Here is a 15,719-nt window from a genome sequence, read left to right on the forward strand (position 1 = left end):
CTGTGCAAAGCGCTTGACATGAGGCACATAGGGCATATATGTCTTCCTAAGGACTGTATTTACCCCGGGAATTTTGCCGTAAAGCGCGTTTTTTTTGGTTCTTTTCCCGTTTTTTTCCTCTCATAATATGGTCTAACTGGAATAGAGGTTGCTTACATGGCAGACGAAATCGAAAGAAAAGATGATTTTGAAACAGATGATCCAATGAGGGCTCAGAGCATTAACCTGGCGGATATTCCGGATGAATTGCCGCTACTCCCGGTCCGCGATGTTGTGATCTACTCATATATGATACTCCCCCTCATGGTCGGCCGAGAGCGATCGATAAAAGCTGTGGAGGCTGCTCTGGCCAAGGATAGACTGATTTTTTTGGCAACCCAGAAGTTCTCTACCGAAGAAGATCCGGCACCGGAGTCAATCTATCCCGTCGGTACGATAGCCATGGTGGTGAAGATGTTGAAACTGCCCGACGGCAGGGTCAAAATTCTCGTCCAGGGGCTTGCAAAGGCGCGGATTGACCGTTTTGTGGAAAATCTTGATTTCTTCAAGGTAGTTATTGAGAAGATTCAGGAGCCTCCGGCGGTATCAATTACCATTGAAGTGGAAGCCCTCATGAGATCGGTCAAGGAGAATTCCGAAAAAATTCTCCAGTTGCGGGGCATTATCTCTCCGGATGCGGTCGCGATACTGGATTCCATTGACGATCCCGGCAGACTGGCAGATCTCGTTGCCTCAAACCTCAAACTGAGAGTGGATGAATCCCAGGCAATCCTCGAGGTGATCGATCCCATCGAGAGGCTCACCAAGGTGAACGAGCTTCTCTCGAAAGAGCTGGAACTCTCTGCCATGCAGGCCAAGATCCAGACGCAGGCCAAAGAGGAAATGGGAAAAACTCACCGTGAGTACTTCCTGAGGGAGCAACTCAAGGCGATCCAGGGCGAGCTCGGGGAAATAGATGAAAAGACCAAAGAAATAGAAGAATTCAGGCAAAAGATCGCCAAAGCCAGACTGCCGAAAGATACGGAAAAGGAAGCAGAAAAACAGCTCAGCAGGCTTGGTCAAATGCATCCCGATGCTGCGGAAGCATCGATCATACGAACGTATCTCGATTGGATGGTAGAGTTGCCCTGGTCGAAGTCCACTCGCGACAAATTGGACATAAAGAACGCGAAAGTTATTCTCGATGAGGACCACTACGATCTCGAAAAAGTGAAAGACCGTATCCTCGAGTATCTCGGTGTTCGCAAGCTCAACAAGAATATGAAAGGCCCGATCCTGTGCTTCGTGGGACCTCCGGGTGTGGGCAAGACTTCGCTCGGCAAATCCATTGCCCGCGCTCTGGGGCGAAAATTCACCCGAATTTCTCTGGGAGGCGTACGGGATGAAGCTGAAATTCGAGGTCATCGACGGACGTACATCGGCGCGCTGCCCGGAAGAATTATCCAGGGCCTGAAAACTGCCGGCTCCAATAATCCTGTTTTCATGTTGGATGAGATCGACAAAGTTGGGGCGGATTTCCGGGGCGATCCCTCAGCAGCACTGCTGGAAGTGCTCGATCCTGAGCAAAACCATGCATTTAGCGATCATTACCTCAATGTTCCGTTCGATTTGTCCAAGGTCATGTTCATTACGACGGCCAACCTTGCAGATCCGATTATTGCAGCTCTGAAAGATCGAATGGAAATCATTGAGCTTTCTGGATACATTGATGAAGAAAAGCTCAAGATAACCCGTCAGTACCTGATTCCCCGTCAAATCAAAGAAAACGGGATCAGGAAAGAGGATTTCGACATCACTGATGAAGCGATTCTCGGGATAATCAATCAATATACCCGTGAAGCAGGTTTGCGAAATCTCGAAAGGGAAATTGCCGCGCTTTGCAGGAAGATCGCCCGAATGATAGCTGAAGGCGAGAAAAAGATACCCAGGATCACCGCTAAAAACTTGAACAGATTCCTTGGGGTTCCCCGATTCCTTCCGGACCGTGAAAAACGTAGCGAGGAGGTCGGTGTAGCGACAGGCCTTGCCTGGACTCCGTACGGCGGCGACGTGCTCCACATTGAGGCCACACTGATGGAGGGCCGCGGGAATCTTTCCCTCACCGGCCAACTGGGCGATGTGATGAAAGAATCCGGTCAAGCAGCCATGTCGTACTTTCGATCGCGTGCCGCAAAATTCGGCATGAAGGAAAAATTCTATTTTTCCAAGGACATTCATGTGCACGTTCCTGCTGGAGCAATTCCCAAGGACGGCCCGTCTGCCGGAGTAACCATGGCTACGGCTCTGATCAGTGCATTCACCGGCATTCCGGTTCGGTCCGATGTGGCCATGACTGGAGAAATTACGCTCAGAGGCAGAGTCTTACCCATTGGCGGGCTGCGCGAGAAGTCTCTTGCGGCGCTGAGGAGTCGTATCTACACTGTGATTGCTCCGGAACAGAACGAAAAGGATCTGGAAGAGATTCCCCGGCACATTCGACGGCGACTGAATTTCAAATTTGTGAAACATATGGATGAAGTGCTGAAGATCGCTTTGGCAGAAGATCCGGAGGTCCGCAAGAAAACAGATAAAACCGGAGCTCAGTCAAATGAATCAAAAAAGCCGACCCGGTTGTCCGGCAAAAGAAAAGCTCCTGAAGATGGGGCGACTCCGTGAGCTTTTGGGACCAGATGAACTATCTGACTATTATCTATGTGCTTTTGATCCTCCTGGGGCTCGTTTGGGTGGTCTTCAGAATCCGCGCGTTTCTGAGATCCCAAAAAGAACGAGACGCGATGTGGGACCGAATGTTGACCGAGGAGGAACTCAAAGCACTTTATCAGAACGCAAGAAAGAATGTTCCTGAAGGGGACGGAGAGTCTGCTGTGCAGGCTAAAGAGCCGGGTACAAACAATTAGGATATTCACCGACAAGACTGGAGCGAAAAATTCTGACGTTTATGCCACGCTCCAATACAAGATATTAGTGGGGACCGACGTCCCTGTCGGTCCATATTATCGATATTATTGATTATATTGAAAGCGTGCCGGCACGGAGAGACTGTCTCAAAAGTCGAAATTTGTCCCAGATCATCGTGGCACGAATTTCTCATCATCCTACCCCTACAACGATGGCAAATCGTGGCACGATTTATGTACTCACCTCATTACCCGGTAATCTTGGATCAGTATTTTAAGATTAGTTTCCGGTCGGCCGGCACCCACCAATACTCCTATCTTCAATCGGACACCAACTCTGGTAGTTGCTACACCGAACGGCTGTTCCGAGCAACGTTGCTTGTTCGGAACACAAATTAACCTGACGAAATTTCAATATCATCTACCGATTTAAGATCTAGCGCCTGACTGCAATTCTCTGACCTTGTTTTCCACCAATTCCGACGCATCCAGCATGTTCGATTCAATTTCTTGTCTCAATCTTTCGTAATCATCATTGGTGAGTCCCTGCGGCACAATAGTCGGTTTTCCGAAAGCCATGACAATGGTACTGAAAGGAAGCGGTAAGATCATGCTGTCCCAGGATTTGAATTGTACCTGTCGTGTCGCCCAACTCACCATGGGTACCACCGGTTGTCCTGTTTCTTTTCCTACAATGACAATACCCATTTTGACCTTTCGCGATGGGCCCCGTGGCGCGTCCACCGCGAGTCCTGAACAGTAATTTCTGTCCTTTATCTGATCGATCATTTCTGCAAGAGCTTCTTTACCGCCTCGTGAGGATGAACCCCTCACCGTGTCGTATCCCATTCTCCGGATGGAGCGATCGATAATTTCACCATCCCAGGACTGGCTCACCATGACAACTCCGGGATAGCGCCGACAGTAGTACACCGGAAACAACATGGTCCCGTGAAAGCACGCACAGGTAAAGGGTTGCTTCTTGCAGATCTGCTCTTCGTATTCTCGGTTCAAAAACAGCTTCTTGCTGGTTAGGTCAACGATTCTGAAATACAACGATACCAATCGAGGCACGAAGAACAGAATCAGCTTGAACCAGAGTTGTTCACCTTTTTCTTTTTTCTTGGGCTTGCTTTCTTCAGACACTTCAGATCTCATCCTCACGGGATCCCAACGCCTCCAATGCTTCCATTGCAGCGTCGCGCACATCCGGATCGTCATCCTGAGCTGCTTGCCGGAGCGCCGGTTCAGCAGCCTTATTTCCTATTTTACCGAGCAGTTCCGCCGTATCGCCCCTTAGCGCAACGTCGTCCTGGGACAGCAATGATATGAGATCGTCAACGATCGCATCCAGACTGTTTGGATCGATTTCCAGGGCTTCTTCCATGGCAACGAGCGCACCCATTCGGGTGGAGAATTCTTTTGCGAGATATATGGGCAGAATCGCCGGAGCAGCTTTCTTTTGACAGATCAGTCTGCCTGCATCCTCAGCCCGGCCCGACTTTATCATGGAGTCGAGCGTTTCCGTGAGGGCACTTTCATTGTCACTTTCCAGGATGCTGCGTAGAAGATCGCTTTCGCTGAGAGTGCCAACCAGGGTGCGAGCGCCGTTCACGATGGTCGTCGGAGTAGATTTTACCTTGTATTCTTCGGCAATTTCTCCGAACTGGATTGCATCGACAATGCGAAGCGTTATCAAAGGCTGTTTGACTGCGAAAGAGAGTGCAAGTCTTACCGCCTGGGGACAGTGAGGGCAGACCGGTGCGATCAGAACGAGGAGATCGACAGGGTTAGCGAGATTCTTCAGTTCCTCGAGAGCGGCCGATGCGGGAGGTTCAGATCCTCCAAGCCAGGTCAGGGCATCCAAAAAGGGGGCGAGTTCCCGGTCATCAGGAGCGGCAAAGTAATGGATCTTTCCGGAACCCGGTTTCGAGAGCGTGAGCGAAGATTTATCAGGCATGGGAGCATCCGCGGCAAACTCGAGGATCACGCGATTCATGGAGACTCCGCAGATCTGTCTGGCTGTATTGACCAGATTGGTTCCGAAAGCGTCGCCGGATGATCCTTCCGCTGCGTGCACGGTTACTGGTGATGTAATCCGTTCCGTTGCAGCCTGAACACTCATAAGTTCATGATCTGAAAGCATGTGTCCGCCCGATGTCGGAAATTTTCCGAACAGAGAAAAAATGCCGAGGCCGTATTGGATACAGCCTCGACATTCATCAAACTATTTACCTGGAATAATCAGCGCGTTCCCGGCACGAAATTGGTGATCACCTGACCTTGACCCGGTTTGACATCGTATGGAGATCCGACACCTCGAACGGGAGCTGGCATGTAGCTCCACAAATACGTTCCCACGCCGTAGACTCCATCCAGCGCCATAGGGATGAGTCCCGGGAACTGCTGTTGCTGGCTTCCCTGAGGCGGATTGGTGGGGAGCGATCCGAAAGTCGGTTGACCGTACATGTTCATTGGGCCGGCATATGCCGGGTCGTACATCTGCGCAAATGCTGATGGCGCTGCAATAACCGCGAGCACAAGTGCGAATGTGCATATGGCTTTCATGATCCGACCTCTATAATGACAGTTTGAGCATACATTATCACAGTTACGCCAGAAAATAAAGAAGCGATTTGCTTGACAAAAGCGCTAAGAATATGGGATAATTACGAACTTCGATCGTACAGGAGGTTTCGGATGATTACCTTTGTAAGAACGGTTGTTTGCGTAATTTTAATACTCGCTCTCGCAGTCCCTGCATTTGCCAATGGGGGAGCGAAGGTCAAGGAAACCTCTGTTCTCGGCAAAATCGGAAAAACCGGGACTACGGTTGTTGAACAGACAGAGGGCATTTTAACCGGTTGCCTCAAGAACTGTTTCAGTCTGTTTAATCCGTGTTTGGATTTTGTGAAGGGATGCACAAGCATAGTTTTGGCGCCGATCGAAAGACCTTTTGATTACGTTGAAAGCAAGCTGAGCAAACCCAAAGCAGCAAAGAAAGCTGCCAAGAGTGTTCCTGATCCCAAGAAACCGGAATTGCCGAAATAGAGTCTTAATTTTTTAAACTGGGGATTAGGCAGGAAGACGCGTGAGGCTTGCGGCTTCCTCCTAATACGGGAGGGGTTTATGGTCAGGGGTATCATACCCTTAAATATAATCCTGTGTTTTCTCGTTCTCATTTCATTTGCCGAAGGACAAGTTGTCCATCCGAACGGCATAGAAATCTGTTCCCAAATCATTCATGAAATGACTGAAGGCAAGATCAGTCGCGTGAAGGCCAAAGAACTCTCTTTGGCAATAGCAAACGCGGGTAATAGGCATTTTGGAAAAGTCACCTGTGGTGACATGTGGCTCTATATGGCTATCGTGCATATAGAGAGCGGATTCAGAAACAACATCGTAAACGACTTTAATTGCAGGGGAATGTTCCAGGTCCATGCTCCCTCTTGGGCGGGAAAATTCGGTATCCGTTACGCAGATCTCCTGGACCCCGATATAAACGCGGATGTGGGCATTCAGGTTTTCAAATACTATCTCCTGTTGTACAGAAATATTGCGTCCACCCTCAGCGCGTATAACAGCGACCATCCGAGAGCTGCTCTCAGTTATGCCAGGGCGGTTCTATACACCCGTCAAAAAATCAAAAAGCGCTACACCGAACTCTTCAAACACGCTGCAACGGCTCCCAGAATAGCTTCAGAGATAGAAGGCAGGGAATCTGAGCCAACAAAGTAAGAAACGCCGGACTTACGACGTGTAATCCGATACGGCTCGCGACCGCGTTGTAATTAGCGGGGAGGGCCGTACAACAGCGGGGATGCTACGGAGCTTAATACGTCCCAAGGATTCCACGGTGATATGTTGTGGTCCAGAGGAACATAGGGGTCATGGCCGGCAGGATACTTTGCCGAAACCGGCCCGTCAGGAGGGGCGGTGTACTGCGGAATACAACTCACGCAGCCTGCGGCAGCGAGACTGGCAAATAGCACCAGGACCAGCAATACTAGTTTCAATCTTCCGTACATGAAACACCGACTCCTTCTAGTGGGCGTATTCTATCGCGTTCTCACGCCGCAATCAAGCCAAATCCTACGCTAAAATATGAACCTTCTGTTTCAGGAGGGATTCCTGTAATATATCGTCGCATAAGCAGTTGACATAATTTCTGACCTTTTGAAGGCCCCACCCTTAGGGAACGGTAGCGTCCCTGCACCGGGCCGAACTGATCGATTTGTTTGGCAAGATGTGCCGGCACGGAGGCCGGCACCCACCAATTTTCAAGAAGCGCTTTTCGCAATCGGACAAAAATTCTGCCATTTGTATAGATGTCCCAGCATGGGGATGCATGTGATTAATTGATCAGAACTGAAAAAGGAATCCCGGTTAGTGGGATTCCTTTGCATTTAGCTGATTAAACCGAGTTTACTGGACTACCTGGACCGTGTAACCGAACTTCTCACCGTTTTCAGCTCTATAGTCTATTTTTACCCGTTCACCCACTGCCGGTCTTCTGAACGGGATGAATTTCGTTTTCAGCCCCACCCGTATGGCTACTACTTCAGCGCTTTCACCCTCTTCCGCGACTCTTACGGACAAGCTCTTGGGTGAAGAAGCTACCACTTCGCCGGTAAGGGATTTGAATTCCTGTTTTTCGCCGGGAGGAGCGGGTTCTCCAGGCTCTGGAGTCGGTTTCGGTTTAGGCACCTTCGCTTCAGGTACAGTTTTTTTCGCCGGTTTCGGCTCAGCCTTGGGCGCAGGCTCTTTCTTGCCTGGAACCCATCCGGGTAATGCATGAGATGGAGGACGCGTCGTACAAACCGCCCGAGGAGGGACACATCCTTCTGTCACTGCAGCCGGAGCGGCTTCCTCAGGAACAGTCCGGCAGGTCGAGCTAGCAGGTGGAGGAGGCGGATAACACTGTGCCGGTGCAGGCAGCGGGGAAAGGCTGACTACTTTCGTAGCCTTCATGTACCCATCTTCCAGAAGAAAATCGACTGCAACCGATTCGCCGATGCATGGCCTGCGGTTCGGAAGATACTTGGTTCTCCAGCCGACATTCACGACGGCGCACTGATTGCCGGATTTCACGGTCATGCTGCGCCACCCGTGATCGATAACTGTCCCACGAAACGTGCAAATGCGGTACCCTTGGACCGGAGTAACAACGAGACACAGAGCGATAAGCGCGGCCGAAACAGTTACGGCCAATGCTGAAACGACATATTTCCCGAACATGGGGGACCTCCTCACTGGGGGGGTAAGGGATTCGCTGATCAATTGGACGCTCCGGGTGTTCCGAGGGTCCTGTCACATAAAGTGCACCATACATAATAGGTTACATTGAAAATGTCAAGTAAATTGAGAAGTAATTTGTCCTCTTGGTTGATATAAAGATGCTTTGTTGAAAATACCCCCTCTGCTGCACTTGCCCCCGATCATGCTGTATGTTATCAGTACAATCAGGAGGTGTGAATCGACATGGGAATCTTCCGGGAACCTGGATCCCAGGAAATCGATATTGTAAAGGAAATGGCCGAGTCCCTTGGCAGTCAGGGAAGCAAGGTAGAGGACTTGGTAGATAAAGCGAACATTATTCTCGGGGAAATCGAACAACTCCTGGAGAATTGCCGCAATCATCCGGGGGAACGCAGACCGCCTGTAGATTTCATCAACAAAAGGATTCGAGAATTCAACGCATTCGTGGATAAAGCTGAAGACGCTCTTCGATGGCTCTTGATTCAGAGGGAAGCCTGCGGTTTCAGGACTCACAAGAACGTGAACACCTTTTATCCTATTCCCGCTAAAAAGAAGCTGATAAAGACATGCGACGCCTGACTCCACGCGTTTGTATCATCTGTTTTCTGGGATTTCTCACTGCTTTTTCGGCAATGACTGAGGCCGCGCAACATAAGAACCGCAAAAGCACAGTTTGGGCCGTGTTCTTTATGTCGCGGGATTGTGCCAAATGTGAAGCAGCAAAGGAGCTGATAGAGGTGCTGCAATTGCGCTATCCTTTGCGAGTCAAACGTTACGATATCAGCAAAGAATCCGATTACGCCGTATTCCGGGCCATGGAAGCGATTCATTCCGATAAGGGGTTTTTTGTGCCATTGATACTGGTCGGGGATAAGATATTGACTGGAGAGCACGAAATACTGGATAATTTGGAATCCACAGTCAAGAACCTCCACCTTGCAGGGGGAACTGCACGGCCTTACATCGGTCCTGTGGATAAGAAAGCGTTCCATTCCCCCGTGAAGACTGACACAGCGGAGTGCCCGACCTGTTCAAAAGGCCGCCCGCCCTCGGCTTCCGAGGAGCTCCACAAGGTAAAGAGTTTGCTTGACAAGATATTTTGAAAGGATCACCGAACGAATCAGATGAAGATTTCACGTTTATGTATTGTGGCTGGCATATCTTTGGTATTACTGAGTTCCTGTACGTGACTAAATTCGGTATCCCGGAAGTTTTCCGGTAATCCTTCCGATCAGACGAATAGCGCAAAAAGCTGTCCCCCTGGATCGCTCTTCTGTCCGCTTCAGTAGAATCGATTCAGAGTTTTTTGCATTTGGGAGTTGACTATATAGGAATATATGAATATATTTACGTGCAACTGCTTCTATTTTCGAGCCAAGAGGTATTAGTATGTTTACGATGGACAATGAAGCCAGAGATTTCTTTAAGGGAAAACTTAAAGAGAAACAGGTGCTCAGGGTATTTTTCGGCGGTTATGGTTGAGGCGGTCCCAGCATGGGACTGGCTCTGGATGAGCCGCGTGATGGCGATTCTTCTTACGAGATCAACGAAGTCCCTCTCGTTGTCGATCCATTTGCCATGAAACTTATCCGAGAGGCGGGAGGCATCAGCATTCGATCCGGCATTTTCGGGCCCACTGCCGAACTGGATAATAGTTCCTGCGGCGCTGGAGGCTGTAGCTGTTAAGGGGGCGCGCATGCCGATTTTCGAATTTAAGTGTGAAAGCTGCGGAAAAGAGTTCGAACGCTTGATCTTTGCCTCTGATACAGATCCGGTCCCATGTCCGGTTTGCGGGTCTGAAAAAACGCGCAAGGTCTTATCGGTTTTTTCATCAAATCCTGTGGAACGGCAGGCATCAGCAGGTTCCTGCGGTACCCGTCATACTGGGGGAGGGTGACACTGATTTTCCCCGCCGTGAGCGGGACATTCAGTCTCCATAAAATGAAAGCCCTTTTCTCAGGAAAGGGCCTTCATTTTTACGCGCTTTCCGCAGCAACATACATGAAGCGAATCAGTATTATTCCGATTAATCCCATTTCCGAACATCTTCAATGAGTTTCAGATCCTCCGGCAGCGATCCTGGGGGAACTATCTTCGCTGCTCCCTTCAGTTTTGCCACTTCTCTAAGAGTGCGTTCCACGGCAGCCAGCAATCCTTCTTCCGCACTGCCTTTCAGTTCCATTTCCAGGGTCATAACATCCTGATCTTTCGGCCGCTCCACCAGGAGTCTTGCTCTGGCGATTTCCGGATGACTGTCGATGACCTTCTGCACCTGCGACGGATGGACAAACATTCCCTTCACTTTCGTAAGTTGGTCTGCACGACCCAGGATGCGTGACAGCCTCGGCGATGTGCGACCGCAAGGACAAGGCTCTTCCACGATACTGGAAAGATCGCCTGTGCCGAAACGTACCAAGGGGTAGATTTTGTTTCTGCAGGTAACAACTACCTCTCCGGGATCTCCCGGGGCAAGGACCTCGCCGGTTTCGGGATTGCAGATTTCCACGATCACATCATGATGAATGTGCATGCCGGAAACCTGGGGGCATTCGTACGCGATGCATCCGACGTCCGCGGTCCCGTAGGCCTGTCTGCCGATGAGTCCGTATTCGTCTGCAAACCTCTTGCGAAGAGATTCCGGCAACATTTCCGCAAGGAGAAAGCCAATCTGGAGATTGAGTTCTTTGCGGGGATCGATACCCGCTTCCTCCGCTTTTTTGAGAATGGCGATGAGGAAACTTGGTGTTCCGATGTACCCGGTCACCTGGAGTTTTCTCATAATTTCCACCTGAGTCTCCGTATTTCCCACTCCGGTAGGTATGATGGCTCCCCCAAGCTCGGACACTCCTTCCTCAAACATGTGTCCTGCCGGCGTCAGGTGGTAAGCAAAGGTGTTCACGACAATGTCGCCGGGCCGAAATCCAACGGAGTGTAAAGCCGATTTCCATCGCCAGTAATCGGGAACTTTGCCCACCGGATCGTAAATAGGGCCGGGAGACTGGTGTATTCTTACGAGTTGCGAAATGGGCACGGTAACGTACCCTCCGAACGGCGGATTCGTTTTCTGAGCTTCAGCCAGATCGGTCTTCTTTGTAATCGGAAGTTTTTGGAGATCCTCCAGCTTACGGATTTCTCCGGGAGTAAGGCCTCGGTCATCCATGGCCTTCTTGAGCGGTGTTCCCGAGGCGTATGCATGGGCGACAACCTCATGCAGGAAATGCTCCTGGTAAGCCCTCCTGTCCTGAGGGGAAAAAGTTTCTTCTGAGTTCAAAATCCCGGAGTTTCTGTCCACGTGATGCATTCGGGCCTCCTCAAAGAATATCGGAAAGAACTTTCCAGAATATGGTTATTCCGGCGGTCTCGACTCGGACTGATTGCCCAAAAATTCTGACGGTTATCTCACGCTCCAATTCAAGATATCAGTGGGGACCGGCGTCCCTGCCGGTCCATTCTATTGATATCATTTATTATATTTAAGGTGTGCCGACACGCAGGCCGGCACCCACCAATACTCTTCCTCAATTGGGCATTAATTTTGGGAATGCTACTGGTTGGATAAATCTCATTTGGACCGGAAACACATAAAAGAGAACGGATTACAGATTTATAGTTTCGAAACAGGCGGTGCCCCTTTTCGTGGACTGCACGAAAGTAGAGGTCTGTTTTTATGCTTTCCTGTGGACACACTTAGCACCCCGGCATCAAAGAAATCAAGGAAACTCGCCCGGAAATGCCGGAAGGGGACGTAGTCCGGTTTAAGATCAACTACCGAATTCCTCATTGTCGAGAATTCTCTGAAGTTCCTCCATCGGGAGATCTTTCCACGCATCCAGTTTTTCAACGACAAGTTGGCGGCATTTCAGGGGAGAGAGTCCCTGCGTTGCAAAGTATTCGTACCGCTCGTCTGATAACCGCTTCAAGAGAGCCATTTTGTCCATGTGATACTCCTGACACATCTTAATACATGGAATCGAATACAGTGAATAGTAGCGAGTTATGTGCTCAAAAATTCTGCACCCAAGATAAAGTGAAGGTTCTCAAGAGCTTGAAGTGAAGATCCAGATCATTCCCTCAGAGAGGCACGTTTTGCTAGAGCCAAAACGCGAGGGCGCTTTCCATGTTTTAGAGTGAACCCAAGACCTTGGCGAAAAATCTCTGGCATATAACAGTCCTCACCATCCTGCAATAAAGCCCCATTTTCTTCTAATATTTTAAGATCCTTAGTAGTCAGATTAAATTCATCTGCATTAAAGGGGATCTGCCGAGAGGCGGTTTCCGTTTTTCTTAATTTCTCAAATACATCTCTAAGAGGATAATTCTCCTGACTGACTTCTTGAATCTTGCCAATACTACATTCTCTTAATGCCTTGCGAATGGCAGGTGGGGCCAAGATTCGATCAGACCAGAATTTATCTGTCACTGACCCATCAGCGGCAAGTTTCAAGAACCGGACCACGTCTCGTGCTTGAATTTGCAGTTTTAAATCGGAAAGTGCATATTTGACCCATGCTGCAGTCCGTGCCTCTTTAGACTCATTCTTACCAAGTTTGGTACCCCAAATGGGAACCAGCTTTTCTGTCAATTCCTCTTCAGAAGCATCTTGCACCCGGTCAGGGGGCATTCCGAGATCGATGCCCGAGGTCTGAGCGATCCAAACCACCAATCGTAAGGCTTCTTCTTGACTCCATCGCAGAGCGTAAGATTCATAACGCGACAAAAACTGGGCCGCATTCTGTTTTATTGAATACAAAACGAGATCTCGTCTTACGAAAAGCAAGATACCGAGAGGTCTCCCAGCTTGTTGCTGGAGCCATTCAGGAACTTGCTGCAGCAGCGCACGCAATGCATTTTGTTGCTCATGATTATCGGATATTTCCAAAAAGAGTTCTTCTAATCCATCAACTAAAATGATCAATTTCTTGTTCAATGATTTTAATTTGTTAATAAATTCTTCTCCTGCGTTTTCCTTTAAGCGTTGAAAACCTACGGCCCAAGCTAATAGATCAATCCAATGACGCCTCCACTCACCCTCCGTCATGGGACTCTTTAGCCAATCCTCAATTCTTTCTCGAATATCTGTCGAGTTCATTGATTCAGCAAAATTCATCTCTGTGGAGACTTCCCTGGCTGTCCTTGCGACCATTTCTTGAACAGAATCCTCCAGGTTTCTGGAGGCCAAAAAAGGGAAGAATTGTGCTTGGACGTCTGCAGTCTCATGCACTCGTTGGCAGAAAGTGACCCAGTGCTTCAATCGAATCAGCTGAAGGAATGTAAATGTCTTACCAGCGCCTTTAGCTCCCACTATAACAGAAATAGGAACGCGAACCCTGTAATCAGCGGCAAGTCGACTGAGTGCACCAGTGGTCAAGAACTCCTCAGATTTGGCTTTTTCAGCATACTCAAGGTCGGCCGAAACAATTCTCAGATCCGCTCGTTTCTTAGGCAACTCAGTCAAAGGAGTGATTAAATCTCCGCCTTCTTTTGGCCTCACTATACCCACCCATTCGATCAAGCTCCTGATATTTCGTGTTAATTGACTGTTACGTACTTGTTTGAGGATGTCTTCCCAGTCCTTCTTCAGGATCAACAAAGATGGATCAAATCTAGATTCGACAATTTCCGGTATCAGGGTATCAGAATTTGCCTCGGGCTCGCTTCCTTTCAACTGCTCCAGTGCTTCCTGTAGCCGGTCCTGCGCAGACAAAGCAAACTCGGACATGTTGTATTCATCGGGATATTGAGAGATAATGAGGGCCGGAATCGGCCAGTCTTCTCTTGCTGAAGGTGTACGTCTTGCCAATAGTTCTATTAGTCTACAGGTACCTTGGACGGATTGGCTGCTCAAAGTCGTTACCAACACCCTGAAGACTCTAGGGTCCAGAATCAACCCGGCGGAAAGTTCAGAAAAACCGGCTCTTAAATCCGCTACCACAACATCTACAGAAAGTTTTTTTCCTAGGTGCGCTAAAAGCATTGTTAGAGCATAAGGGTCCTCAGAGCTTTTCAAGAGGTGCTCTGGTCGAATTTCCAGGCTTGAGACCTGTTCAGGCGACCTGAATGCAGGAAGCACATATATCCCACGTTCCAATGTGTCCTGAAGCCGATGAGCGCAAATTTCAATTGCCTGACCAAAACTGGAGTCTATGTCCGAGTGCGCCAATGACAATAGATCAGAGAAGGAAACCGGGATTTCGGGCATTCGTTTCTCGAACATCCAGCTTATTCCCGGCGCTTCCAAGTCAGCGTCGACCAAAAGGACTTTTTTGCCAGTTTCCTCAACAAATGCTTCGCAGAATGCAATGGCATGGATGGTCCGCCCCACACCCCCTTTGAATGAGTGGAAAGCCACAATACTGGGTAATTCCGAACCACTCGATATTTCTAAAGGTGTTGACTCCCGAGCTTCTTTGCTCATTGGCCATATGGTAGTTGGGCGCGTCAACGTAGGTTCGAGACGCGGATTATCCGATTGTTCCTCTGAAATTTCAATATACACTTGAAGCAATCTTTCATTCGCAGCAAAGTTCTCCAAGATTATGAACCTGTCTCCCTCGGATTCTCTCAGGCGTGATTCAAAAATCTCACTTAACCATTGTACCGCTTGTTCCCCAAGATTTGGTGAAACTCCTAGTGTAAGCCCATCCCAATAGACACGCACCCATCTTAGCCAATTAGGCCAATTACCTTCTTGCTGTAGTCTGAGAAACAAATCCTCGACATCAACCCATGTGAAAAGCATTATGTCAGGTGGCAACATTTCTCATCTCCTATTTCTTGGACAGCCATTGACAAATATTCTTCAGCATTATTGAGGCGTTCTGCTCATCAACTGGATCCAATTCTTTTCCATACCGCCAAACTTGATGCAGTTCTTTCAGCGAGCACGTACAGGGGTTATTTCGATCTCGTATCTTGAACACTGATCCTCCTGTGAAAAAATTCTTACCTATTTTTGCCTCTTTTGCAAATTCCAGCAAATCATGCCCCCAAAACAGTTGTTTCTTGAGGACACTTTCTGTTCTAGCTATTTTGTAAATATCTCTCATTAGAAGCCATTTTAAGCCACATTCGGTTGCATAGAAAAGGAGCAAAAGCTTGGATCTATTTTCGTTTTGTGTCAACCGAGAGCTTTTCAGATGATCCAAATAAGCTTTCCGGAACTCGCTTACTCCAACATGAACTGACATAGAGTTCTCCTTCATAAAAAACTCGAATTTGCGAAATCTTCCTACATTCTTCGCAACGGAAACCGCATTCCCCTAATATGATTCAGCTCTCATTAGAGCTGATGAATGGATCATCGCAATATAAGATGAATGCATCCCACTTAGGATTTTGGGGCCTCCAATGATCTGTGGATCTAAATCTATCTCTTCCAATTTGGGCTTCATTCCATGAAAGTGGTTGTTGAACATGTGTGTCACATCCCATTCAATAAGCTTCCATGACTTTGATTGCCACAGATAGCTCATCTCATCCGACAAATCTGTAAGCTAAAATTGTGAATCAGCGTGGGCTACTTTTCCGCTCGTTTGTAACGCTCCATCAGTGATGTTCCTTAGC

Annotated in this window: 17 protein-coding genes; 8 read left to right on the forward strand and 9 right to left on the reverse strand. The window is 48.7% G+C overall.

Features of this window, described 5'->3' with window-relative positions; genetic code table 11:
- Positions 1-156: 156 nt before the first annotated feature.
- Both lon and DESTI_RS24710 read left to right on the forward strand, forming a co-directional pair.
- Entirely contained in the window at positions 157-2,655 is a 2,499-nt protein-coding gene (gene lon, locus DESTI_RS24705; protein ID WP_014812698.1) for an endopeptidase La, read from the forward strand.
- Positions 2,656-2,669: 14 nt separating this feature from the next.
- Positions 2,670-2,897: a hypothetical protein gene (locus tag DESTI_RS24710; RefSeq protein WP_157212265.1), complete on the forward strand. Its 228-nt coding sequence runs from the start codon at positions 2,670-2,672 to the stop codon at positions 2,895-2,897.
- A gap of 429 nt (positions 2,898-3,326) precedes the next feature.
- Here the strand turns inward: DESTI_RS24710 and DESTI_RS24715 are convergent, their stop codons facing one another.
- The 3 genes from DESTI_RS24715 to DESTI_RS24725 form a co-directional block, all read right to left on the reverse strand.
- A complete protein-coding gene (locus DESTI_RS24715) occupies positions 3,327-4,043 on the reverse strand; it encodes a lysophospholipid acyltransferase family protein (RefSeq protein WP_157212266.1) in 717 nt (238 codons plus the stop codon).
- Position 4,044: 1 nt separating this feature from the next.
- Positions 4,045-5,043, reverse strand: coding sequence for a thioredoxin family protein (locus DESTI_RS29445; RefSeq protein WP_014812701.1), 999 nt, complete (start codon positions 5,041-5,043; stop codon positions 4,045-4,047).
- A 98-nt stretch (positions 5,044-5,141) separates the two neighbouring features.
- Positions 5,142-5,465, reverse strand: coding sequence for a hypothetical protein (locus DESTI_RS24725; RefSeq protein ID WP_014812702.1), 324 nt, complete (start codon positions 5,463-5,465; stop codon positions 5,142-5,144).
- A gap of 132 nt (positions 5,466-5,597) precedes the next feature.
- Between DESTI_RS24725 and DESTI_RS24730 the strand changes: the two genes are divergently transcribed.
- Together DESTI_RS24730 and DESTI_RS24735 are read left to right on the forward strand one after the other, a co-directional pair.
- Entirely contained in the window at positions 5,598-5,948 is a 351-nt protein-coding gene (locus DESTI_RS24730) for a hypothetical protein (RefSeq protein WP_014812703.1), read from the forward strand.
- Between the two features lie 78 nt (positions 5,949-6,026).
- A complete protein-coding gene (locus DESTI_RS24735; protein ID WP_014812704.1) occupies positions 6,027-6,635 on the forward strand; it encodes a lytic transglycosylase domain-containing protein in 609 nt (202 codons plus the stop codon).
- 53 nt (positions 6,636-6,688) lie between these two features.
- On the opposite strand, the gene DESTI_RS24740 is transcribed toward DESTI_RS24735, so the two are convergent.
- Both DESTI_RS24740 and DESTI_RS24745 read right to left on the reverse strand, forming a co-directional pair.
- Positions 6,689-6,925, reverse strand: a complete 237-nt coding sequence (locus DESTI_RS24740) for a hypothetical protein (RefSeq protein ID WP_014812705.1) — start codon at positions 6,923-6,925, stop codon at positions 6,689-6,691.
- A gap of 397 nt (positions 6,926-7,322) precedes the next feature.
- Positions 7,323-8,135 (reverse strand): hypothetical protein, encoded by an 813-nt coding sequence (locus DESTI_RS24745; protein WP_014812706.1) that lies wholly within the window; start codon positions 8,133-8,135, stop codon positions 7,323-7,325.
- 243 nt (positions 8,136-8,378) lie between these two features.
- Here DESTI_RS24745 and DESTI_RS24750 point away from each other — a divergent pair, with 243 nt between their 5' ends.
- From DESTI_RS24750 to DESTI_RS31840, 4 genes are all read left to right on the forward strand, one after another.
- The gene (locus tag DESTI_RS24750) at positions 8,379-8,735 is read left to right on the forward strand and encodes a hypothetical protein (RefSeq protein ID WP_014812707.1); all 357 of its coding nucleotides are present in this window, start codon (positions 8,379-8,381) and stop codon (positions 8,733-8,735) included.
- Positions 8,723-9,259 (forward strand): hypothetical protein, encoded by a 537-nt coding sequence (locus DESTI_RS24755; RefSeq protein WP_014812708.1) that lies wholly within the window; start codon positions 8,723-8,725, stop codon positions 9,257-9,259. Before DESTI_RS24750 ends, DESTI_RS24755 begins: the two co-directional genes overlap by 13 nt.
- A 391-nt stretch (positions 9,260-9,650) precedes the next feature.
- Positions 9,651-9,842 carry a hypothetical protein gene (locus DESTI_RS24760; RefSeq protein ID WP_014812710.1) on the forward strand — a complete coding sequence of 64 codons (192 nt, stop codon included), beginning with the start codon at positions 9,651-9,653 and terminating at the stop codon, positions 9,840-9,842.
- Positions 9,843-9,852: 10 nt separating this feature from the next.
- Entirely contained in the window at positions 9,853-10,053 is a 201-nt protein-coding gene (locus DESTI_RS31840; RefSeq protein ID WP_014812711.1) for an FmdB family zinc ribbon protein, read from the forward strand.
- A gap of 129 nt (positions 10,054-10,182) precedes the next feature.
- Here DESTI_RS31840 and DESTI_RS24770 read toward each other — a convergent pair whose 3' ends face one another.
- From DESTI_RS24770 to DESTI_RS24780, 4 genes are all read right to left on the reverse strand, one after another.
- Positions 10,183-11,457 carry a phenylacetate--CoA ligase family protein gene (locus tag DESTI_RS24770; protein WP_014812712.1) on the reverse strand — a complete coding sequence of 425 codons (1,275 nt, stop codon included), beginning with the start codon at positions 11,455-11,457 and terminating at the stop codon, positions 10,183-10,185.
- A gap of 460 nt (positions 11,458-11,917) precedes the next feature.
- Positions 11,918-12,094, reverse strand: coding sequence for a hypothetical protein (locus DESTI_RS31005; RefSeq protein WP_014812713.1), 177 nt, complete (start codon positions 12,092-12,094; stop codon positions 11,918-11,920).
- A gap of 125 nt (positions 12,095-12,219) precedes the next feature.
- Positions 12,220-14,913, reverse strand: a complete 2,694-nt coding sequence (locus tag DESTI_RS24775; protein ID WP_014812714.1) for a KGGVGR-motif variant AAA ATPase — start codon at positions 14,911-14,913, stop codon at positions 12,220-12,222.
- A gap of 10 nt (positions 14,914-14,923) precedes the next feature.
- Entirely contained in the window at positions 14,924-15,343 is a 420-nt protein-coding gene (locus tag DESTI_RS24780) for a hypothetical protein (protein ID WP_041286469.1), read from the reverse strand.
- Between the last annotated feature and the right edge of the window lie 376 nt (positions 15,344-15,719).

Origin of the sequence: Desulfomonile tiedjei DSM 6799 (assembly GCF_000266945.1) — a bacterium.
Lineage (GTDB): Bacteria > Desulfobacterota > Desulfomonilia > Desulfomonilales > Desulfomonilaceae > Desulfomonile > Desulfomonile tiedjei.

Bases quoted from the DNA above. Each gene is read 5' to 3' on its own strand.
- DESTI_RS24735 (WP_014812704.1), top strand. From the start codon at position 6,027: ATGGTCAGGGGTATCATACCCTTAAATATAATCCTGTGTTTTCTCGTT.
- DESTI_RS24780 (WP_041286469.1), bottom strand. From the start codon at position 15,343: ATGTCAGTTCATGTTGGAGTAAGCGAGTTCCGGAAAGCTTATTTGGAT.
- DESTI_RS24740 (WP_014812705.1), bottom strand. From the start codon at position 6,925: ATGTACGGAAGATTGAAACTAGTATTGCTGGTCCTGGTGCTATTTGCC.
- DESTI_RS24730 (WP_014812703.1), top strand. From the start codon at position 5,598: ATGATTACCTTTGTAAGAACGGTTGTTTGCGTAATTTTAATACTCGCT.
- lon (WP_014812698.1), top strand. From the start codon at position 157: ATGGCAGACGAAATCGAAAGAAAAGATGATTTTGAAACAGATGATCCA.
- DESTI_RS24725 (WP_014812702.1), bottom strand. From the start codon at position 5,465: ATGAAAGCCATATGCACATTCGCACTTGTGCTCGCGGTTATTGCAGCG.
- DESTI_RS31005 (WP_014812713.1), bottom strand. From the start codon at position 12,094: ATGGACAAAATGGCTCTCTTGAAGCGGTTATCAGACGAGCGGTACGAA.
- DESTI_RS31840 (WP_014812711.1), top strand. From the start codon at position 9,853: ATGCCGATTTTCGAATTTAAGTGTGAAAGCTGCGGAAAAGAGTTCGAA.
- DESTI_RS24745 (WP_014812706.1), bottom strand. From the start codon at position 8,135: ATGTTCGGGAAATATGTCGTTTCAGCATTGGCCGTAACTGTTTCGGCC.
- DESTI_RS24770 (WP_014812712.1), bottom strand. From the start codon at position 11,457: ATGCATCACGTGGACAGAAACTCCGGGATTTTGAACTCAGAAGAAACT.
- DESTI_RS24755 (WP_014812708.1), top strand. From the start codon at position 8,723: ATGCGACGCCTGACTCCACGCGTTTGTATCATCTGTTTTCTGGGATTT.
- DESTI_RS24760 (WP_014812710.1), top strand. From the start codon at position 9,651: ATGGGACTGGCTCTGGATGAGCCGCGTGATGGCGATTCTTCTTACGAG.
- DESTI_RS24710 (WP_157212265.1), top strand. From the start codon at position 2,670: ATGAACTATCTGACTATTATCTATGTGCTTTTGATCCTCCTGGGGCTC.
- DESTI_RS24750 (WP_014812707.1), top strand. From the start codon at position 8,379: ATGGGAATCTTCCGGGAACCTGGATCCCAGGAAATCGATATTGTAAAG.
- DESTI_RS24775 (WP_014812714.1), bottom strand. From the start codon at position 14,913: ATGTTGCCACCTGACATAATGCTTTTCACATGGGTTGATGTCGAGGAT.
- DESTI_RS29445 (WP_014812701.1), bottom strand. From the start codon at position 5,043: ATGCTTTCAGATCATGAACTTATGAGTGTTCAGGCTGCAACGGAACGG.